16 protein-coding genes and 1 pseudogene are annotated in these 21102 nt (G+C 70.3%); 6 read left to right on the forward strand and 11 right to left on the reverse strand.

The window, feature by feature from the left end; translation table 11 throughout:
- Window positions 1–193 precede the first annotated feature (193 nt).
- Window positions 194–1366, forward strand: coding sequence for a LacI family DNA-binding transcriptional regulator (locus AAFN69_RS15940; RefSeq protein WP_347729150.1), 1173 nt, complete (start codon window positions 194–196; stop codon window positions 1364–1366).
- 84 nt (window positions 1367–1450) lie between these two features.
- Window positions 1451–2503, forward strand: a complete 1053-nt coding sequence (locus tag AAFN69_RS15945) for a hypothetical protein (protein ID WP_347729151.1) — start codon at window positions 1451–1453, stop codon at window positions 2501–2503.
- Between the two features lie 97 nt (window positions 2504–2600).
- Here the strand turns inward: AAFN69_RS15945 and prcA are convergent, their stop codons facing one another.
- The 5 genes and pseudogenes from prcA to arc form a co-directional block, all read right to left on the reverse strand.
- Window positions 2601–3368, reverse strand: coding sequence for a proteasome subunit alpha (gene prcA, locus AAFN69_RS15950; protein ID WP_347729152.1), 768 nt, complete (start codon window positions 3366–3368; stop codon window positions 2601–2603).
- 175 nt (window positions 3369–3543) lie between these two features.
- A pseudogene (locus tag AAFN69_RS15955) lies at window positions 3544–3693 on the reverse strand (endonuclease domain-containing protein); the annotation flags it as partial.
- A 65-nt stretch (window positions 3694–3758) separates the two neighbouring features.
- Complete coding sequence (locus tag AAFN69_RS15960) at window positions 3759–3977, reverse strand: ubiquitin-like protein Pup (protein WP_347729153.1); 219 nt, start codon at window positions 3975–3977, stop codon at window positions 3759–3761.
- Window positions 3978–4132: 155 nt separating this feature from the next.
- Complete coding sequence (gene dop, locus AAFN69_RS15965) at window positions 4133–5644, reverse strand: depupylase/deamidase Dop (RefSeq protein WP_347729154.1); 1512 nt, start codon at window positions 5642–5644, stop codon at window positions 4133–4135.
- Window positions 5645–5837: 193 nt separating this feature from the next.
- Window positions 5838–7604: a proteasome ATPase gene (gene arc, locus AAFN69_RS15970; protein WP_347729155.1), complete on the reverse strand. Its 1767-nt coding sequence runs from the start codon at window positions 7602–7604 to the stop codon at window positions 5838–5840.
- Window positions 7605–7870: 266 nt separating this feature from the next.
- Between arc and AAFN69_RS15975 the strand changes: the two genes are divergently transcribed.
- Window positions 7871–8182, forward strand: coding sequence for a ferredoxin (locus tag AAFN69_RS15975; protein ID WP_347729156.1), 312 nt, complete (start codon window positions 7871–7873; stop codon window positions 8180–8182).
- Window positions 8183–8270: 88 nt separating this feature from the next.
- On the opposite strand, the gene AAFN69_RS15980 is transcribed toward AAFN69_RS15975, so the two are convergent.
- The 3 genes from AAFN69_RS15980 to AAFN69_RS15990 all read right to left on the reverse strand — a co-directional run bounded on the left by AAFN69_RS15980 (window position 8271) and on the right by AAFN69_RS15990 (window position 11577).
- Window positions 8271–8834 carry a hypothetical protein gene (locus AAFN69_RS15980; RefSeq protein WP_347729157.1) on the reverse strand — a complete coding sequence of 188 codons (564 nt, stop codon included), beginning with the start codon at window positions 8832–8834 and terminating at the stop codon, window positions 8271–8273.
- Window positions 8835–9383: 549 nt separating this feature from the next.
- Window positions 9384–10271: a tRNA (adenine-N1)-methyltransferase gene (locus tag AAFN69_RS15985; protein WP_347729158.1), complete on the reverse strand. Its 888-nt coding sequence runs from the start codon at window positions 10269–10271 to the stop codon at window positions 9384–9386.
- 55 nt (window positions 10272–10326) lie between these two features.
- A complete protein-coding gene (locus AAFN69_RS15990) occupies window positions 10327–11577 on the reverse strand; it encodes a site-2 protease family protein (RefSeq protein WP_347729285.1) in 1251 nt (416 codons plus the stop codon).
- A 151-nt stretch (window positions 11578–11728) separates the two neighbouring features.
- On the opposite strand from AAFN69_RS15990, the gene AAFN69_RS15995 reads away from it, so the two are divergent.
- Entirely contained in the window at window positions 11729–12619 is an 891-nt protein-coding gene (locus AAFN69_RS15995) for a RecB family exonuclease (RefSeq protein WP_347729159.1), read from the forward strand.
- Window positions 12620–12629: 10 nt separating this feature from the next.
- Window positions 12630–13301 carry a response regulator transcription factor gene (locus AAFN69_RS16000; protein ID WP_347729160.1) on the forward strand — a complete coding sequence of 224 codons (672 nt, stop codon included), beginning with the start codon at window positions 12630–12632 and terminating at the stop codon, window positions 13299–13301.
- A gap of 99 nt (window positions 13302–13400) precedes the next feature.
- Here the strand turns inward: AAFN69_RS16000 and AAFN69_RS16005 are convergent, their stop codons facing one another.
- The 3 genes from AAFN69_RS16005 to metH all read right to left on the reverse strand — a co-directional run bounded on the left by AAFN69_RS16005 (window position 13401) and on the right by metH (window position 19882).
- Entirely contained in the window at window positions 13401–14990 is a 1590-nt protein-coding gene (locus tag AAFN69_RS16005; RefSeq protein WP_347729161.1) for an ABC transporter substrate-binding protein, read from the reverse strand.
- A 507-nt stretch (window positions 14991–15497) separates the two neighbouring features.
- A complete protein-coding gene (locus AAFN69_RS16010) occupies window positions 15498–16199 on the reverse strand; it encodes an HAD family phosphatase (RefSeq protein ID WP_347729162.1) in 702 nt (233 codons plus the stop codon).
- Window positions 16200–16357: 158 nt separating this feature from the next.
- The gene (gene metH, locus AAFN69_RS16015; RefSeq protein WP_347729163.1) at window positions 16358–19882 is read right to left on the reverse strand and encodes a methionine synthase; all 3525 of its coding nucleotides are present in this window, start codon (window positions 19880–19882) and stop codon (window positions 16358–16360) included.
- Window positions 19883–20124: 242 nt separating this feature from the next.
- Between metH and AAFN69_RS16020 the strand changes: the two genes are divergently transcribed.
- A complete protein-coding gene (locus tag AAFN69_RS16020; protein ID WP_347729164.1) occupies window positions 20125–20889 on the forward strand; it encodes an IclR family transcriptional regulator in 765 nt (254 codons plus the stop codon).
- Window positions 20890–21102 lie beyond the last annotated feature (213 nt).

Here is a 21102-nt window from a genome sequence, read left to right on the forward strand (position 1 = left end):
CCTCCCTCCTCCGGCAGCACCGGAGTGTTACGTATAACGTCGCGGCCATACGTACCATGTCGGCAGTTCGCGGGTCCACTGAGTTGCCCCGCCGCGGACACCGCGCGACCGGCCGGGCCGGGGCGGTACCCGCCCGCTCCGGAACCCTCCGGAGCGGGCGGGCGGGGCGGCGGAACGGCAGAGGACGGCAGCCATGGCAGACGGGTCCCGTCGCGGCGGAGCACGGACACGCACCGGGGGCGGCGCAGGCGAGGGGGAGGAGGAGCACCGGCGGGCACAGCCGGCTCCGGAGCGGGAGGTCCGCCCGGACCCCGCGCCGGAACGGACCCGGCGGGCCCCCGCCGAGCAGCACGGCGCGGCCGTCTCCCCCCGGCCCACCAGCCGGGACGTCGCCCGGGCCGCCGGGGTCTCGCAGGCCACCGTCTCCCTCGTGCTCGGCGGCAAATGGCGCGGCCGGGTCTCCCAGCGCACCGCCGACCATGTGCGGGAGACCGCGCGCGCCCTGGACTACCGGCCGAATCTCGCCGCCCGCAATCTCCGTCTCGGCCGCACCCGTACCGCGCTGCTCGTCGTCCCCGCCCTCACCAACGAATTCTTCGCCCGCGTCCACACCGGAGCCGCCGCCGTCGCCGAGGCCCACGGCTTCGGTGTCGTCGTCTACCCCTCCCCCGAGGGCATCGGGCCCGCCCGGGACCCCTTCGCGAGCTCCCCCGCGGCGCTCGACGGAGTGATCGCCTCCTCCATGGCCGCGACGGCGGTCGCCGCCCTCCGGGGCACCGATCTGCCCCTGGTCATGCTCGACAGCGACCCCGCCGACCGCGAGGCCGCCGCCCATGTCAACCTCGACATCGCGGACGGCATGCGCCGGGTCGCGGAGCATCTGCTGGCCCTCGGCCACCGGCGCTTCCTCCATCTCGCCTCCGCCGTCGACTCCTGGACCTTCGATGTGCGCGCCCGCGCGCTGGCCGGCACGATCCGCGCCGTGCCCGGCACCGCCGTCGCCACCGTCCGGGCCGCGTTCGACGTCGCGGGCGCGCGCGAGGCCACCGAGCGGGCCCTCACCGGGCCGGGCCCCCGGCCCACCGCCGTCGTCTGCGACGGCGACCTCCTCGCCGCCGGCGCCTGCAAGGCCGTACGGCGCCTGGGGCTGCGCGTCCCCGCGGACATCTCCGTCACCGGCTTCGACGACTTCGCCCTCGCCACCGCGGTGGAACCCGAGCTGACCACCGTGCGGCTGCCCGCCCAACAGGTCGGGGAGCGCGGGATGTCCGCACTGCTGGCCGTGCTCGACGGCGCCCCGCCCACCGGGGACGACCTTCCCGTCGAGCTGATCGTCCGCGACTCCACCGCGCCCCCGCCGTCCTGAGCCGGCCGGCGGCCCGCGCGGGCGGGCGGTGTCCCGGTGAGACGGCTCTTGAGACCGCCGTACCGCCGTGCAACGATCACGATCATGACGAGTGCAGCGGAGACCCCGATCGACGCCGCTCTCAACGGAACCCTCCCCACCGCCGGTACCGTGACCCCGCTCCCCGGGGGAAGACTGGCCGTACGGGACGGGGACCGGCTGGAGACCCATGAAGCCGCCGCGCTGCTGGCGGGCGAGCTCAGCCCGCTGCACACCCTCCGGCTGCCGGAGCAGGCCGCCGCCGCCGCGCTCGACGACGGCGCCATCGTCGCGGAGGCCGGCCGGATCCGCCGGGTCACCGCGGACGGCACCACCGTCTGGGAGCTCCCGCACGCCCCCTGGCACGGCCCCCACCAGACCCCGCGGCCTCCCGGGCCGCCCGCCGTGCACCCCGGCGGCGGCCTGGTCAGCGCCGTCGTGCCCAATCTCGGCACCGGCCGCCGCACGGGCCGCGGCGCCGCGTCCACGCCCCCGTACAAGAGCGATGTCCTGATCCTCGCGGACGTCGGCACCGGCGACATACGGGCGCAGCGCCCCATCGGGGGCATCTCCTCCGTCATCACCCAGCGCTGGCACCCCGGCGGCGGGCTTCTCGCCGTCTCCCGCTGGACCGCCTGGTACAGCTGGTCGTCCTGGTGGATCGAGCCCCGGCACGACGGACTCCACATCCGCGGCGGCACCACCATGCGCGAGATCATCGACTTCCTGCCGGGTGCCCCGGCGGACCGGCCGCGCGCACTCACACTGCGCCGGGCCGAGCGGATCGCCGCCAATGACGACCGGGACGAACTCGCCTGCCACGAGGTGACCGCGGACGAACCGGCCGTCCTCTACGACCTGGCGGGGCTGGGGGCGGACCGGGACGACGACGAGTTCGACGGCGCCTTTCTCCTGGACGGCCGGCATCTCCTGGTCACCGGGCGGATCCACGCGCCCGGCCGGCCGGCCGCCGCACGCCACTGGCTCTGCGACGCGGCCACCCTGCGCCCGCTGGGGCGGATCCGCTATCCGGCACCCGTCGGCTGGGTGACACCGCTGGGCGACGGCACCTGGCTCACCCGCTCCACCCGGGGCCTGCACCACTGGCGGCTGCCCTGACGGCCCCGGACACGGAAGTGTCCCGGACCCCCGACCGGGGATGTCCGGGACACCATCGGCTCACCCGCGGGCGTGACACCCGCCGGATGATCCGCCGCTACGCGCCGCTCTCCTCCGTGCCGTCCTCCGTGTCGGACGGCGCGTCCGTGGGCACCGACGCGGCGCCGTCCGCCTCCAGGAGACGGGCGAGCTGCCGGCCCACGATGCGCTTGAACTTCCGCTTCTGCGGCCGGGTGCGGTCCAGCACCGCGACCTCCAGCCGCTCCGCCGGAATCTCCCGGTCGGTGCCGTTGGTCTGGTTCGACAGTGCCTGGACGGCGAGCTTCAGCGCCTCCGCGAGCGACATGCTGTCGCGGTGCCGCTGATCGAGATAGGTGCTGATCTGCTCGGCATTGCCGCCGACCGCGACCGAGCCGTGCTCGTCCACGATCGAGCCGTCGTGCGGCAGCCGGTAGATCTGATCGCCGTCCGGGGTCGCGCCCACCTCGGCGACGACCAGCTCCACCTCGTACGGCTTCTCGGCCGAGCTGGAGAAGATCGTGCCCAGTGTCTGGGCGTAGACATTGGCCAGGCCCCGGGCCGTCACATCGTCCCGGTCGTAGGTGTATCCGCGGAGGTCGGCATAGCGGACTCCGCCGATGCGCAGATTCTCGTACTCGTTGTACTTACCGGCCGCTGCGAAGCCGATCCGGTCGTAGATCTCGCTGAACTTGTGCAGCGCACGGGACGGGTTCTCTCCGACGAAGACAATGCCGTCGGTGTACTGCAGCACAACCAGGCTGCGTCCACGGGCGATGCCTTTCCGGGCGTACTCCGCCCGGTCCTGCATGGCCTGTGCGGGCGAGACATAGAACGGCGTCGTCACCGGCTATCCGTCCCTTTCTGTCAGTGGAGAGTGCGTCAACACGGCACGGACCGGCTCGGAACAGCCCGGCCGCGGTGACCGGGTACGGGGAAGGCGACGGACGGACACCCTGCGCCATGAGCGATGGCTTCCACGAGCCCCCCTTCCGGATGGGCGGCGGCCGGCGAACGGTCCGGAAACGCCCCCCCAATGTGCCGATGGCCGAATTGCAGTTGAAGCACGGTACGCCACGGACCCTACCCGTCTTGTGGCGGTGATCCACATGAATGGGAGGAGCAGCTGAGCGGATGGAGCGGATCCCCCTCCGCCGCCCGGCCGGGCTCATCCCGCCGGGCTCCGGCCATGCCGTACCGACGCTTCGGAACGCCGTCCGCCGTTCGGATCCCGGGACTACTCTCCGCCCTTCTGAACGAAGGAGCGGACGAAGTCCTCGGCATTCTCCTCAAGGACATCGTCGATCTCGTCGAGAACCGAGTCGACGTCGTCGCTCAGCTTCTCCTGGCGCTCCTTGAGGTCCTCCGAGACCTGCGCGTCCTGCGCCTGCTCCTCGGTCTCCTCCGTGGAACGTGTGGCCTTCTGCTGTCCGCCGCCGCTGTCCTTGGTCGACATATCCCTCACCCCGCTCGGTTTCACCCTGATATGAGTTGATTCTGTCAAGATCAGACCCTACAAGCAGGCTCTGACATCGGCCTGTGGTTTCCCTGGGCTCCGGGACGCTCCGTCGATTCCCCGATCCCCGGAATGATTCCCGAACCGGGACCCTTTCACCCGCCCGACAGGACCCGGACCAGCTCTTCCGCCGTCCGGCACCGGTCGAGGAGGTCCTTGACGTGGGCACGGGTGCCGCGCAGGGGCTCCAGGGTCGGGACCCGCTGGAGCGAGTCGCGGCCGGGGAGGTCGAAGATCACCGAATCCCAGGAGGCCGCCGCCACGTCATCCGCGTACTGCTCCAGACAGCGGCCGCGGAAGTACGCCCTGGTGTCCTCCGGCGGCTTGGTACGAGCCCTGGAGACGTCCTCCTCGGTCAGGAGGCGTTTCATCCTGCCGCGGGCCGCCAGACGGTTGTAGAGGCCCTTGTCGGCCCGGACGTCCGCGTACTGGAGATCCACCAGATGGAGCCGGGCGGCGTCCCAGTCCAGGCCGTCCCGGCGGCGGTAGCCCTCCATGAGTTCCTTCTTGGCGACCCAGTCGAGCTCGCCGGAGAGGCTCATCGGATCGGTCTCCAGGCGGTTGAGCGTGTCCTCCCAGCGGCTCAGCACATCCCTGGTCTGGTCGTCGGCGTCGGCGCCGAAGCGCTCCTCCACATATTTGCGGGCCAGCTCGTAGTACTCCATCTGGAGCTGGACGGCGGTGAGTGTCCGGCCGCTGCGGAGCGTGATCAGATAGCCGAGGCCGGGGTCGTGGGAGACCTGGTGCAGGGTGCGCACGGGCTGGTCGACGGCGAGATCGACGGTGATGAAACCGTCCTCGATCATCGAGAGCACCAGCGCCGTGGTGCCGAGCTTCAGATAGGTCGAGATCTCCGAGAGATTGGCGTCCCCGATGATCACATGGAGCCGGCGGTACTTCTCGGCGTCCGAGTGCGGCTCGTCGCGGGTGTTGATGATGGGGCGCTTCAGCGTGGTCTCCAGGCCGACCTCGACCTCGAAGTAATCCGCCCGCTGGCTGATCTGGAAGCCGTGCTCATGACCGTCCTGGCCGATCCCGACGCGTCCGGCGCCGGTGACGACCTGACGGGAGACGAAGAACGGCGTGAGATGGCGCACGATGTCCGAGAACGGGGTCTCGCGCTTCATCAGGTAGTTCTCATGGGTGCCGTAGGAGGCGCCCTTGTTGTCCGTGTTGTTCTTGTACAGATGGATGGGCTGGGCACCGGGGAGCAGACCGGCGCGCTCGGCGGCCTCGGCCATGATCCGCTCGCCGGCCTTGTCCCAGAGGACGGCGTCGAGCGGATTGGTGATCTCCGGGGAGCTGTACTCCGGGTGCGCGTGGTCCACATAGAGCCGGGCGCCATTGGTGAGGATCACATTGGCCAGGCCGATGTCCTCGTCGGTCAGCTGACTGGAGTCGGCGGCCTCGCGGGCGAGGTCGAAGCCCCGGGCGTCCCGCAGCGGGTTCTCCTCCTCGAAATCCCAGCGGGCGCGGCGCGCCCGGTGCATCGCCGCCGCGTACGCGTTGACGATCTGGGACGAGGTGAGCATGGCATTGGCGTTCGGGTGGCCCGGGACGGAGATGCCGTACTCGGTCTCGATGCCCATTACTCGCCGTACGGTCATGCGGCCCTCCTTGCCCTGCGCCGCTCCCCTCCGGGAGGGACGCTCAAGTACCGCTGGTGCTCCGGTGCGCATGCGGTGCCCGTCCCCGCGCTGCGCGACTCGGCGGTACCGCAGAGCCTAGAACGCCGTTGCGCCGCTGGGGAGATCGATTTCGTCATTGCTGCGGTGTGGCCGGAGTGGCCCGGTCGGCCGGTCAGAGGTACTGACCGGTATTGGCCACGGTGTCGATGGAGCGTCCGGTGTCCGCTCCCTGCTTTCCGGTGACGAGCGTGCGGATGAAGACGATCCGCTCGCCCTTCTTGCCGGAGATCCGCGCCCAGTCGTCCGGGTTGGTGGTGTTCGGGAGGTCTTCGTTCTCCTTGAACTCGTCCACACATGCCTGGAGGAGGTGGGAGACCCGCAGACCCTTCTGGTCACGGTCGAGGAATGCCTTGATGGCCATCTTCTTCGCCCGGTCCACGATGTTCTGGATCATCGCGCCGGAGTTGAAGTCCTTGAAGTAGAGGACTTCCTTGTCACCATTGGCGTAGGTGACCTCCAGGAAGCGGTTCTCCTCGGTCTCCGCGTACATCTGCTCGACGACCGACTGGATCATCGCGTGGGCGGCGGCTTCCTTGGAGCCGTTGTGCTCGGAGAGGTCGTCGGCGTGGAGCGGCAGCGTGGCCGTGAGGTACTTGGCGAAGATGTCCTTCGCGGCCTCGGCGTCCGGACGCTCGATCTTGATCTTCACATCGAGACGGCCGGGGCGGAGGATCGCGGGGTCGATCATGTCCTCGCGGTTGGAGGCGCCGATGACGATGACGTTCTCCAGGCCCTCGACGCCGTCGATCTCGGCGAGGAGCTGCGGAACGATGGTGTTCTCGACATCGGAGCTGACGCCGGATCCGCGGGTGCGGAAGAGGGATTCCATTTCGTCGAAGAAGACGATGACGGGGGTACCCTCACTCGCCTTCTCACGGGCCCTCTGGAAGACGAGACGGATGTGCCGCTCGGTTTCGCCGACGTATTTGTTGAGGAGCTCGGGGCCCTTGATGTTGAGGAAGTAGCTCTTCCCCGCGGGCTGGCCGGTGACCTCGGCGACTTTCTTGGCGAGAGAATTGGCGACGGCTTTGGCGATCAGGGTTTTGCCGCAGCCGGGCGGGCCGTAGAGCAGGATGCCCTTCGGCGGTCGGAGTTCGTGCTCCTTGAAGAGGTCGGGGTGGAGGTAGGGCAGCTCGACCGCGTCGCGGATCAGTTCGATCTGGTTGCCCAGGCCGCCGATCTTCTCGTAGTCGACGTCCGGGACCTCTTCGAGTACGAGCTCCTCGACCTCGCTCTTGGGAACCACTTCATAGACATAACCGGAGCGGGGTTCGAGAAGCAGGGCGTCGCCGGGCCGGATGGTGATGTCCAGCAGTGGCTCGGCGAGCCTTACGACTCGTTCCTCGTCGGTGTGTCCGACGACCAGGGCGCGCTCGCCGTCCTCGAGGATCTCCTTGAGGGTGACGATGTCCCCGGCGCGCTCGTACGCCATGGCCTCGACCACGTTGAGCGCTTCATTGAGCATGACTTCCTGGCCTCGCCGCAGCTCTTCGAGCTGGACGCCCGGGCTAACGTTCACCCGGAGCTTGCGGCCCCCGGTGAAGATGTCGCATGTGCCGTCCTCATTGGCCTGCAGAAAGACACCGAAGCCGGCCGGAGGCTGTGCGAGCCGGTCGACTTCCTCCTTGAGGGCCACGATCTGGTCGCGGGCCTCGCGGAGTGTACTGGCGAGCCGCTCGTTCTGTGCGGACACGCCGGCCAGATTGGTCTGAAGCTCGACGATCCGCTCTTCGAGAATCCTCGTGTGACGCGGAGAGTCGGCGAGCTTGCGGCGCAGGACGGCGATTTCCTGCTCAAGATAGGCAACCTGGCCGGCTGGGTCTTCGGACCCCCGCCCGGGCCGGATGCCGCGGTTGATGTCGTCGTCGTGGGCTGCCACGGTCCTCACCTCCTCCAAGGGGAGCTGGACGCTTCCTGACCCTACCTGTGTGGGTGGTGATTGAAACCCCTAGATCACAAAGACGGTGGGAGTGTGTCCGATCTTCACCCTTGCGCTCTCCCTCGTGTCAGGGGAATACCCACCCATCAACATCGGAAAGCGGACGGTTGTATCGTCGAAGTGTTCAACACCCGTCAGGGCTGGCGCGACTTGCTTCCCGGCAGTGCATCGGGCGCTTCACCCGACGAAGGAAACGGCAGGAGATTATGACCGTGCAGCACGAGGCCCCGTCCGAGGGCGCCGCCGAGGCTCTGGAGGTCTGGATCGACCAGGATCTCTGCACCGGGGACGGGATCTGCGCGCAGTACGCGCCCGAGGTGTTCGAGCTGGACATCGACGGGCTGGCGTATGTGAAGAGCGGCGAGGACGAGCTGCTCCAGGCTCCGGGGGCGACGACGCCGGTGCCGCTGCCGCTGCTCCGGGACGTGGTGGACTCCGCGAAGGAGTGCCCCGGCGACTGCATTCATGTACGTCGGGTTTCGGACAGGGTCGAGGTGTACGGACCCGACGCGGGGTAGCCGCGAGGTCACGGACCGCGCATGGCGGAACGTTTCGGGGGCGCCCCGGCAGTTGAGGGGCGCCCTCCGGCATGGCCGGGGGCGGGGGTCAGACGCTGCGGCCGGCTCCCGCGAGGGTGCGGATGAACGCCGCGTCCCGCCAGCGCCATTCGGCCTTCTCCCGCTGGTCGGGGCAGCAGCCGGGGACCGCGTCCGAGGAGTAGCCGAGCAGGGTGGCGGAGATGGTTCCGTTCCGCACCGTCAGGGTGTCCGCGGTGCGGCGCTCGGCGGGCTCCAGCAGGGTCGCGACGACGCGCGGGGCGCCGTCGCGGCCGGTGGTGAGCACCCAGATGCCGTTCGGCGGGGTCCCCGAGCCCGCGTCGCAGCGGGCGGCGACGACGGTCTCGGGCCTGCCGTCACCGTCCAGATCGCCGGTCGCCTTCCGCACGATGACGGTGCCGACGGCCGGGCAGGAGAGCGGCAGGCCGACCCGGGCCGGGTCGGGGGCGGCGGCAGCGGGCCCGGCCGCCGGGCCGGGGCGTCCGGCGGTCGCCGTGTCGGGCTGGACCAGCCCCCCGAGGGCGATGACGGCCGCGGTGGCGGCGGCGGTGACCAGCCAGTGGAGCGGGCGGGCCGCGGTGTGCGCGAGGTCCGGGACGGCGGAGGTCTGCACGCGTGAGGTCTCCTGTGACGACGGAGCCGGAGGGAGCTTCCGGCGGCGGGAGGGAGATCTGCATCGTGCCACAGGTCACACGGCCGGGGTGCGGCGGGGTGTACGGGGCCGGGGGTGCGGGAGAGAGGTGGGACGGCGGGGCCCGGCCCGGGGCGCGGCGCCCCGGGGGCCGGTCCGCGGGACGGCCGGCCGTCCCCGGAGTGCGGAAAGCTGTCCGGATTCGGTCCATCGCGGCGGGGATACGACCGGATGGGGACGGGTGTGTGCCGCCGGGACCGCGCGCCGGGGAGGCTGCCGTACGGCGCGGGAGTGCGGAGCCCGCCGGCCCGGCCGCGCCCACCCCGGCCGGCCCGTGACGCCGCCCGCGCCGCCCCCGTCCCGCTCGCTCCGCCCGGCCGCGACCGCGGCGTACGGGCAAAACGACGGCGCCGCCGCCGAGTTCCGGACGCGCGATGGTGGCTGCGCGGGAACTCGGCGGCGGCGCCGGGGCGGTGTTCCGGTGGGGCCGGCCGGACGGGAGGCGTGGGCTCCTGCCGGGCGGGACCGGTGTCAGCCCTTGTTGGGGCCTTCGTAGTCGTCACCGTAGGCGCCCTTGGCGGGGCGGCGGCGGCGCATCGGGGGTTCCACCCCGTCGGCGAGCCGGCGGGCGGTGACCAGGAAGCCGGTGTGTCCGATCATCCGGTGATCGGGGCGGACGGCGAGACCCTCGACGTGCCAGTTCCGGATCATCGACTCCCAGGGCTGCGGTTCGGCGAAGCAGCCGATCTCGCGGATGGATTCGACGGTGCGGGCGAGCTGGGTGGTGGTCGCGACGTAGCAGCAGAGGATGCCGCCGGGCACGAGCGCCTTGGAGACGGCGTCGAGGCACTCCCAGGGAGCGAGCATGTCCAGGATGACCCGGTCGACGTCGGCGTCGGTGAGGTTGTCCTGGAGGTCGCCCACGGTGAGCTGCCAGGCGGGGTGCGGCCCGCCGAAGTAGCGCTCCACATTCTGCTGGGCGATCTCGGCGAAGTCGGCGCGGCGCTCGTAGGAGTGCAGCATTCCGTGATCGCCGATGGCGCGCAGCAGGAAGGCGCTGAGCGAGCCGGAGCCGACCCCCGCCTCGACGACGCGGGCGCCGGCGAAGATGTCGGCGAAGGCCAGGATCTGCCCCGCGTCCTTGGGGTAGACCACGGCGGCGCCGCGGGGCATGGACAGGACATAGTCGGGGAGCAGGGGGCGCAGCGCGAGATAGGCGACGTTTCCCGTGGTTCGGACAACACTGCCCTCGGGGGAGCCGATCAGCTCGTCGTGCGGGAAGGACCCTTTGTGGGTGTGGAAATTCTTCCCGGCTTCGAGCGTGAACGTGTAGTGGCGTCCCTTGGGATCGGTGAGCTGGACCTGGTCCCCGACCTTGAAGGGCCCGCGTCGGCGGGCGGCACCGGTCGGTTCGGACATGTGACCAGCGTACCGGGCCCGGGGAGGCCCCGCGGACCTGGGCGGGACGGGGCGGTCAGTGGGGGCGGGCCATGGCGGCGACGAATGCGCGTTCGACGTCGGCGGTGGAGAGCACCCCGTAGATGGCGCCGGATTCCTCCAGCACGAGGTACTCGGTGGCGGGGGCGGCCCTGAGCCGGTCCAGGAGGGCCTCCCCGGCGAGTTCGGCGGGGATCGTCATGTCGTCGGTGAGGTCCTGGGCGAGTCCGCCCGCGGCGACCCAGGGGCGGCGGTGTTCGGGTACGCCGACGATGGCGGTCTCGCGGACGAGGCCGGTGGGCTCGCCCTGGCCGTCGACGACGACGAGGGCGCGGGCGCCCGCCTCATTGGCGCGGCGGAGCGCCTCGGAGAGCGGGGTGTCCGCCTCGACGGGGACGGCGCGGCGGGTGAGGGTGCGGGCCTCCAGCTCGGGGAGGTGCTCGCGGAGGCGGGCCACCCGGAGGCTGTTCCCGGCGCCGGTCCAGATGATGGCGGCGAGGATGGCGGCGAGGAGCGCGTCGGTGACGGTCTGGGTGCCGCCGATGTCCTGGGCCGGGTTGCCGAGGGCGCCGGTGTGGGTGAGGAGCGGCAGCCCGATGAGGACGGCGATGGCGAGGGCGCGGCCGACCCAGGCGGCGGCGACGGTGCCGCTCATGGGCTTTCCGGTGATCTTCCAGACGACGGCGCGGAGCATGCGTCCGCCGTCGAGCGGGAGGCCGGGGAGGAGGTTGAACGCGGCGACGATGAGGTTGGAGATCATCAGTCCGGCGAGCAGGACGCCGGGCACGGTGCCGGGCTCGACGATCTGCATGGCGCCGTAGAAGACGCCGGCGAGGACGAGGGAGAAGAGGGGCCCGACGAAGGCGAGGATGAATTCGCGGCCGGGGGTCTCGGACTCCTTCTCGATCTCGGAGACGCCGCCGAAGAACTGGAGCTGGATGCGGCGGACCGGGAGCTTGTAGCGGAGCGCGACGACGGTGTGCGCGAGCTCGTGGACGAGCACGGAGGCGTAGAAGGCGATCGCGAAGAAGAGCGAGACCAGATAGCGGGCGCCGCCGAGGTCGGGCAGGACACGGTCGAGCTGTCCGCCGAAGACCCAGGTGATGAGCGCGGCGACGAGGAACCAGCTGGGGGCGACATAGACGGGCACGCCGAAGGGGCGGCCCATGAGGATGCCGCCGCCGGGGCCGTCGGAGCGCTTGCGCTTGCCGTTCCGCGGGGTCTCGGGGCCCCCGCCGGTGCCGGAGTGGGCCCGCTCGCGCTCGCCTCGCGTGTCGTCCGGGTTCACGGGGGTCACGGGGTCCCTTCACATATGACGTCTCAGCTGTCGTTCGGGTGGGGGGCGGGGTGTGTGCCGCTGATCCGAGGATGCGGTGCACGGCCCTCCGACGTCGATGGTATTGCGCTCGGTGTCAGTGGCGGGCCGTAGGGTCGTGGTCATGAGTACGAGTGAGGGGCCGCCGGCGGGCAGGCCGCCGATGTCGCTGTCGCCGTCGCGGGCGAGTGATTTCATGCAGTGTCCGCTGCTGTACCGGTTTCGGGTGATTGACCGGCTCCCGGAGAAGCCGAGCGAGGCGGCGACCCGGGGGACACTGGTCCACGCGGTGCTGGAGCGGCTCTTCGACGCGCCGGCGGCGGAGCGGACCGCGCCGCGGGCGAAGTCGCTGATCCCGGGCCAGTGGGACCGGCTGCTGGAGCAGCGGCCGGAGCTGGCCGGCCTCTTCGGCGAGGACACCGGTGGTGAGCGGCTGGCCGGGTGGCTGGCACAGGCGGAGTCGCTGGTGGAGCGGTGGTTCGCGCTGGAGGATCCGACCCGGCTGGAGCCGGCGGAGCGGGAGATGTTCGTGGAGACGGAGCTGGATTCGGGGCTCCGGCTGCGCGGGGTGATCGACCGGGTGGATGTGGCGCCCTCGGGTGAGGTGCGGATCGTCGACTACAAGACGGGCAAGGCCCCGCGTCCGGAGTACAGCGAGGGCGCGCTCTTCCAGATGACCTTCTACGCGCTGGTGATCCACCGGCTGAAGGGGGTGCTGCCCCGGCGGCTCCAGCTGGTGTATCTGGGCAGCGGGGATGTGGTGACGTACGACCCGGTGCCGGCCGATCTCGACCGGGTGGAGCGGAAGCTGCTGGCGCTCTGGGAGGCGATCCGGCAGGCGACGGAGTCGGGCGACTGGCGGCCCCGGCCGACGAAGCTCTGCGGCTGGTGTGACCATCAGGCGTTCTGTCCCGAGTTCGGGGGCACGCCGCCGGTGTATCCGCTGCTCGCCGCCCCCGCCCCGCTTGCCGGGGCGGTTCCGGGTCAGGGCAGAATGGTGCCCGACCAAATGTGAGGAGTTCTCCGTGGCTATCCGTGTTCTGCTGGTCGATGATCAGCCGCTGCTGCGTACTGGTTTCCGGATGATTCTGGAGGCCGAGCAGGATGTCGCGGTGGTGGGTGAGGCCGGGGACGGCCTTCAGGCACTCGATCAGGTGCGGGCGCTTCAGCCGGATGTGGTGCTGATGGACATCCGGATGCCGCGGATGGACGGGGTCGAGGCGACCCGCCAGATCACCGGCCCGGGGCGGGACGGCCCGGCGAAGGTCCTGGTGCTGACCACGTTCGATCTCGATGAGTATGTGGTGGAGGCGCTGCGGGCGGGGGCCAGCGGGTTTCTGCTGAAGGACGCGCCGGCCAATGAGCTGGTGCAGGCGATCCGGGTGGTCGCGGCGGGTGAGGCGATGCTGGCGCCGAGCATCACGCGCCGGCTGCTGGACAAGTACGCGGGGCATCTGCCGTCGGGGGACGAGCCGCTGCCGGACACCCTGCACACCCTCACGGACCGCGAGGTCGAGGTGTTGAAGCTGGTGGCGCGCGGCCTGTCGAACGCCGAGATCGCCGCGGATCTCTTCGTCAGCGAGACGACGGTGAAGACGCATGTGGGGCATGTGCTGACGAAGCTGGGGCTGCGGGACCGGGTGCAGGCGGCGGTGTACGCCTATGAGAGCGGTCTGGTGCGGCCCGGGGCGCAGTAGGCCCGGGACGCGGTAGGCCCGGGACGCGGTAGCGGATGAGAGCCGGAAGCGGCGGCGGGCCGAGCCCGCCGCCGCTTCCGGCTTCTCCGGCTCCCGGGGTCAGTCGCCGTCCTTGCTCAGCTCCCAGAGCTGGATGTCGGAGCTGCCGTTGAGCAGCCGCTCCACACCGATGACACCCTTGCGGGCGGCGACGAAGTGCTTGCCCTGCCAGAGCGGCATCACGGGCACGTCGTTCGCCACGATCTCCTGGAGCCGCTCGAAGTCGCCGGTGGCGGCGGAGCGGTCCGACTGGCGGCGCGACTGCGGGATGAGCCGCTGGGCCTCGGCATTGCTGTACGGAGAGTTGAGGAAGTTGTCCTTCTCCAGGAAGGGGGCGATGAAGTTGTCGGGGTCCGGGAAGTCGGGGACCCAGCCGAGGCCGTAGACGGGATAGTCGCCGCGCTTGTGGGCGGTGCGGAACTTGTTCCAGGGGGCGCCCTTGGCGGTGACCTCGAAGAGGCCGGAGGCATTCAGCTGATCACGGATGACGGCGAATTCCTTGGCCGCGTACCGGTCGTCGGCGTAGTGCAGGGAGAGCTTCACCGGTGTGGTGATGCCGGCCTTCCGGAGTATGCCCTTGGCCTTGCTGGTGCTGGGGTCGCCGTACTTGTTGTAGAAGGCGTTCTTGTGCGCGCCGATCTTGGTGGGGATCAGCGAGTAGAGCGGCTCGGCGGTGGAGCGGTACACATCGCCGGCGATCTTGCCGCGGTCGATGACGGTGGCCATGGCCTGGCGGACGGCCTTGTCCTTCACCGAGGGGTGGTCGGTGTTGAAGGCGAGGAACTGGATGAAGAGCCCGGGCAGCTCGGTCAGTTCGATGTCCTTCTTGGGCTGCTCGACCATCGCCTGGACCTGCTCGGGGGACATCTCGCGGGAGGCGATGTCGATGTCGCCCTTCTCCAGCGCCTTGGCCATGTCCTGGGCGTCCTCGTAGATGCGCAGCTCGACCCGGCTGTTGTGGTGCTCGAAGCCGCCCTTGTAGGAGTCGTTCCGCTTGAAGACGATCTTTGAGGCGTGGCCCTTCTTCGACTCGGAGGTCATCGTGTACGGCCCGGAGCCGTCGACCTGGAGACCGTGGCGGAGCTTCTTGCCCTCGTACTTCTTCTTGCTGAGGATGCCGGCGACCGGGGTGGAGAGCTTGAACGGGAAGGTCGCGTCGGGCGTGGCGAGATGGAAGATGATCTCGTAGTCGCCCTTGGTCTCAATGGTGTCGATGTTCGCCAGCAGGGCGGCGGCACCGTTGTCGTCATTGATGCCCAGCAGCCGCTCGATGGAGAACTTGACGTCCTCGACGGTGATGGCGGTGCCGTCGGAGAACTGCAGATCGCTGCGGAGCTTGCAGCGGAAGCTCTGGGACATGCTGTCCGTGAACTCACAGGACTTGGCGGCCTCGGGCACCGGCTTGCCGCCGCCCCGGGGGGCGGTCAGCAGCGTCTGCACGGTCTGGCGGAGGACGTTCCAGGAGCCGGTGTCATAGGCGAACGCCGGGTCGAGAGGCGCGGGCGCCTCCTTGTCGGCGACGACCTGATCCGTGGTGCCCACGACAATGGCGTCGTCGCCACCGGCCCCGCTCCCCGCACCGCCACAGGCGACGAGTACAGGCGCGAGCAGGCCGACCACGGCCGGCAGCACCAGAGTCTTGCGGTTCATCCTGGACGTTCTCCTCATCCGGCACTGGGATACAGCGTGTAGGGGAGACTTCGCCGCAGGCCGCCCGGTGGGGCGGTTCGATCGGTCCGGGAATCAGGACGATCGGTCCTGTGTTCCCGGCGGCCGTACGACCGCACAGCCGCCGGGGTGCCTCGGAGTTGCGGCGAAGACCCGCGACGAGATTAGTCCGGGAAGAGCGCGGGGTTTGACCGGTCGAAGTCGGGGCGAATTCGTTCAGTGATCACTTGTGTCTGTGCGTGGATGAACCTGTCCGGGAATGTTTCGTACACCCCTCCATGAATGGGGACACATAGGCCCTTCCATCCCGCCCGGAGAGCGCTATTGAGCGGTTCGAGAGGTTCCGTCCAGACCATTCACGGTGATGAACGTCACGCCCCGGAACATATCGGAAGGGTCCTGTATAAACACGATTCCGGACAGCGGGAATGGCCGCCTATCCCCTTCCGGGCTTTCTCCGCTATTCAGGAAACACAGACCGTGCACATGTCAGTTGGTGACAGTGATCAGCTTACGGAGAAATCCGAGGTCGACTTCCTCCAGCGAACCGACGACAACACGGCCCTCGGCGGGGGCGATGGGCGCCACGGACGGTACGGCGACGACCCGGCATCCGGCGGCCTCCGCGGAGGCGACCCCGGTCGCGGTGTCCTCGATGACGGCGCACCGGGCCGGTTCGGCGCCCAGCCCCCGGGCCGCGATCAGATACGGGTCCGGGTGCGGCTTGGTCCGCGCGACCTCGTCCCCGGCGATGGAGAGCGCGAAGTGGGAGGGGCCGAGGGAGTGCAGCACCCGGTCGATGATGCGGCGGTGGGAGGCGGAGACCAGGGCGGTGGGGACGGCCGCGGCGGTCAGCTCGGCCAGCAGTTTCCCCGCCCCGGGCATCAGGGGCACCCCGAGGCCGATGCGCTTCTCGAACCGGTCGTTGAGCAGCACGGTCAGCTCGGGCAGGGTGATGTCGGCGCCCGTCACCTCGATGAGGTATCCGGCGCTGCGGGTCATCGGGCCGCCCACCACCACATCGCGCCAGGCGTCGTCCAGTTCATGACCGAGCTCGGCGAAGACATCGCGTTCCGCCTCCCACCAGAAGCCCTCGGTGTCCACGAGGGTGCCGTCCATGTCGAGCAGCACCGCCTGAAGGGCGGAGCCCTCCGCGAGGCGGATCGGGGACACGGGGACCGTGCTGGTCATGGGCACACCTCCGGTGGGGGACGAGAAGGCCGGCCGCCTCTCTCCCGGGGCTCTCCCCCGGGTACGGCGACCGGCCTGCGCTGGACCGACAAGTGTACGACCCGGCCGGCGAAAGCGCCTGGGGAAAACCCCGCGCCGGGCCCGCCGGCCCCCGCCCGCTACCTGGCGTTGAAGTACTTCGCCTCGGGGTGGTGGATGATGATCGCGTCCGTGGACTGCTCGGGGTGGAGCTGGAACTCCTCCGAGAGGTGGACACCGATCCGCTCCGGCCGGAGCAGGTCGGCGATCTTCGCCCGGTCCTCCAGATCGGGGCAGGCGCCGTAGCCGAGGGAGAACCGCGCGCCCCGGTACTTCAGGGCGAACATGTCCTCCACATCCGCCGGGTCCTCCCCCGCGAAGCCGAGCTCGGCCCGGACCCGGGCGTGCCAGTACTCCGCGAGCGCCTCCGCGAGCTGCACGGACAGACCGTGGAGTTCGAGGTAGTCGCGGTAGGAGTCGGAGGCGAAGAGCTCCGCGGTGGCCTCCCCGATCCGGGAGCCGACCGTGACGACCTGGAGTCCGACGACATCGGTCTCGCCGGACTCCTCGGGACGGAAGAAGTCGGCGAGGCAGAGCCGGCGCCCGCGGCGCTGCCGCGGGAAGGAGAAGCGGGTGCGCTCGGAGCCGTCCTCATTGAGCAGGATCAGATCGTCGCCCTTGGAGACACAGGGGAAGTAGCCCTGGACCACGGCCGCCTCCAGGAGCCCCTGGGTGTGGAGCTGTTCGAGCCAGCCGCGCAGCCGGGGCCGGCCCTCCGTCTCCACCAGCTCCTCATAGGTGGGCCCGTCACCGGCCCTGGCCTGCTTGAGTCCCCACTGGCCCTTGAAGAGCGCGCCCTCGTCCAGCCAGGAGGCGTACTCCTTCAGCTGGATGCCCTTGATCACCCGGGTGCCCCAGAACGGCGGGGTGGGCACGGGGTTGTCGACGGCGACATCGGAGCGCGCGGCGCCCTCCTCGGGCCGCTCGTCCAGCACGGCGGCGGTGGCGGCGCTCCTGACCCGGCGCTGCTTCAGCTCGGGCAGGGCCGCCCCGGGCACTCCGCGCTTGACGGCGATCAGGGCGTCCATCAGCCGCAGGCCCTCGAAGGCGTCGCGGGCGTACCGCACCTCGCCCTCGTAGATCTCGTGCAGATCCTGCTCCACATAGGCCCGGGTGAGCGCGGCGCCGCCGAGGATCACCGGATAGTCGGCGGCCATCTTGCGCTGGTTCAGCTCCTCCAGGTTCTCCTTCATGATCACCGTGGACTTGACCAGCAGTCCGGACATCCCGATCACATCGGCGCGGTGCTCCTCGGCGGCTTCGAGGATCGCGGAGACCGGCTGCTTGATGCCCAGATTGACGACGTTGTAGCCGTTGTTGGAGAGGATGATGTCAACGAGGTTCTTGCCGATGTCGTGGACGTCGCCGCGGACGGTGGCGAGCACGATGGTGCCCTTGCCCTCGGCGTCGGACTTCTCCATGTGCGGTTCCAGATGGGCCACCGCGATCTTCATGACCTCGGCGGACTGGAGCACGAAGGGGAGCTGCATCTGGCCGGAGCCGAAGAGCTCGCCGACCACCTTCATGCCCTCCAGCAGGGTGTCATTGACGATGGCGAGCGCCGGCCGTTCCTGGAGGGCCTCGTCGAGGTCGGCGGCCAGGCCGTTCTTCTCGCCGTCGATGATGCGCCGCTGGAGCCGCTCGTCCAGGGGCAGCGCCAGGAGCTCCTCGGCCTTGCCGGCCTTGAGGGACTTGGTGTTGACCCCCTCGAAGAGCTCCATCAGCCGCTGGAGCGGGTCATAGCCCTCGCGGCGGCGGTCGTACACCAGGTCGAGCGCGGTGGCGACCTCCTCGTCGGAGAACCGCGCGATCGGCAGGATCTTGGAGGCGTGCACGATCGCCGAGTCGAGACCGGCCTTGACGCACTCGTCCAGGAAGACGGAGTTGAGCAGGATCCGCGCGGCCGGGTTGAGGCCGAAGGAGATGTTGGAGAGCCCGAGGGTGGTCTGGACATCGGGGTGGCGCCGCTTGAGCTCGCGAATCGCCTCGATGGTGGCGATGCCGTCCTTGCGGGACTCCTCCTGGCCGGTGCAGATGGTGAAGGTCAGCAGGTCGATCAGGATGTCCGACTCGTGGATGCCCCAGTTCCCCGTGAGGTCGCCGATGAGCCGCTCGGCGATGGCGACCTTGGTCTCGACGGTACGGGCCTGGCCCTCCTCGTCGATGGTCAGCGCGATCAGCGCCGCGCCGTGCTCCTGGGCCAGCCGGGTGACCTGGGCGAAACGGGAGTCGGGGCCGTCGCCGTCCTCGTAGTTGACGGAGTTGATGACGGCCCGGCCGCCGAGCCGCTCCAGCCCGGCCCTGATGACATTGACCTCGGTGGAGTCCAGCACGATGGGGAGGGTGGAGGCGGTGGCGAAGCGGCCCGCCAGCTCGTGCATGTCGGCGACGCCGTCCCGGCCGACATAGTCGACACAGAGGTCGAGCATGTGGGCGCCCTCGCGGATCTGGTCGCGGGCCATCTCCACACAGTCGTCCCAGCGGCCGTCCAGCATGGCCTCGCGGAACTTCTTCGATCCATTGGCGTTGGTCCGCTCCCCGATCGCCATGTAGGCGGTGTCCTGGCGGAACGGCACGGTCTGGTAGAGCGAGGCGGCACCCGGCTCGGGGCGCGGGCTGCGCTCGGCCGGGGTGAGGCCGCGCACCCGCTCGACCACCTGGCGCAGATGCTCCGGGGTCGTGCCGCAGCAGCCGCCGACCAGCGAGAGGCCGTACTCGCGGACGAAATTCTCCTGCGCGTCGGCCAGCTCGGGCGCGCCCAGCGGGTAGTGGGCGCCGTTCTTGCCGAGGACGGGCAGTCCGGCGTTGGGCATGCAGGAGAGCGGGATACGGGAGTGGCGGGCCAGATAGCGCAGGTGCTCGCTCATCTCGGCGGGGCCGGTGGCGCAGTTCAGGCCGATCATGTCGATACCGAGCGGTTCCAGCGCGGTGAGGGCGGCGCCGATCTCGGATCCGAGGAGCATGGTGCCGGTGGTCTCGACCGTCACCGAGCAGATCAGCGGCAGCGAGAGCCCGGTGGCCTCCATGGCGCGGCGGGCGCCGATGATGGCGGACTTGGTCTGGAGCAGGTCCTGGGTGGTCTCCACCAGCAGGGCGTCGGCGCCGCCCGCGATCATGCCCTCGGCGTTCGCCTGGAAGGCGTCCCGGAGCACGGTGTACGGAGCGTGGCCGAGGGTGGGGAGTTTGGTGCCGGGGCCCATGGAGCCGAGCACCCAGCGCTGCTGTCCGGTGGCGCCGGTGAACTCGTCGGCGACCTGGCGCGCGATGCGGGCGCCCGCCTCGGAGAGCTCGTGCACGCGTTCGGGGATGTCGTACTCGGCGAGGGCGGCGAAGTTGGCGCCGAAGGTATTGGTCTCGACGCAGTCGACACCGACCTCGAAGTAGGCGGAGTGCACCGATCGGACGATGTCCGGACGGGTGACATTCAGAATCTCGTTGCAGCCTTCGAGCTGTTCGAAGTCCTCAAGCGTCGGGTCCTGTGCCTGAAGCATCGTTCCCATCGCCCCATCGGCGACGACGACCCGCGTGGCGAGTGCCTCGCGGAGGGCTTCGATCCGGGTCCGGCTGTCTGCGGAAGGTGCGGAAGGGGTCGGCGACGAGGCCATGGAATGTGCTCCCTGGAGTGCGACGGCTGTCGGCTTTGCGTCTTCCGGGGGGAAGGCGCACGGAGCCAGAGTAGCCGGGCGCGGTCGGGGCGCGCTTGGGCGTCCCATGGGACGGACTGGGGTTGGCCTGGGGGTTTCTGTGAGGCGGTCCCTCACGGGATACTCACTCAGCAGTGACCGAAGTCGGCATCGACCGATAGTGTTCAGCATTGTCGAACAGCGGGTGGAGAGGGCACGATCCGATGGCGAAGAACATCCAGTCGCTGGAGCGTGCGGCGGCGATGCTGCGGCTGCTCGCCGGCGGCGAGCGCCGGCTCGGCCTGTCCGACATCGCCTCCTCGCTGGAGCTCGCCAAGGGAACGGCCCACGGCATTCTGCGGACGCTCCAGTCGGAGGGGTTCGTGGAGCAGGACCCCGCGTCGGGCCGCTACCAGCTGGGCGCGGAGCTGCTGCGGCTGGGCACCGGCTATCTCGACGTGCACGAGCTGCGCGCCCGCGCCCTGGTCTGGACGGACGATCTGGCCAGGTCCAGCGGGGAGAGCGTCCATGTCGGCGTCCCGCATCAGCGCGGTGTGCTCGTCGTCCACCATGTCTTCCGGCCGGACGACAGCCGCCAGGTGCTGGAGGTGGGGGCCATGCAGCCGCTGCACTCCACGGCGCTGGGGAAGGTGCTGGCCGCGTACGACCCGGTGGCCCATGCCGAGGCCGTGGAGATCGAGCGCGAGGCGTTCACCCAGTGGACGGTGACGGAGCTGGACGGGTTCGAGACCGTGCTCGATCTGACCCGGGCGCGCGGCTGGGGCTCGGATGTGGAGGAGACCTGGGAGGGTGTGGCCGCCGTCGCGGCGCCCATCCACGACCGGCGCCGGATGCCGGTGGGCGCGGTGGCGATCACCGGACCGGTGGAGCGGATCTGCGAGGGTCGCGAGCTGCGGTCGGAGCTGGTGGCGGCGGTACGGGAGTGCGCGCGGGCGGTCTCCCGCGATCTGGGCGCGGGCCGCTTCTGAGCACCGGCGTGGCCTGAGGACGGGCCCGCGCCGGGGGCCGGCGGGCGCGAGAGCCGCCGGACGCAGAGGTCAGGCGGACGCGAGAGGGCCCGGGGCGGGCGCGGTTCCGGGCGGCGGGCGGACGGCCCCGTTCCCGTACGGAATGACGCCCCGCGGCGACCGGCTCCCGCACGCCCGGGCGCGTGTACCGGGCGGGGCCGATCATGTCGGCGC

It is taken from the genome of Streptomyces sp. CAU 1734, assembly GCF_039888735.1.
In the GTDB taxonomy this organism is placed as follows: domain Bacteria; phylum Actinomycetota; class Actinomycetes; order Streptomycetales; family Streptomycetaceae; genus Streptomyces.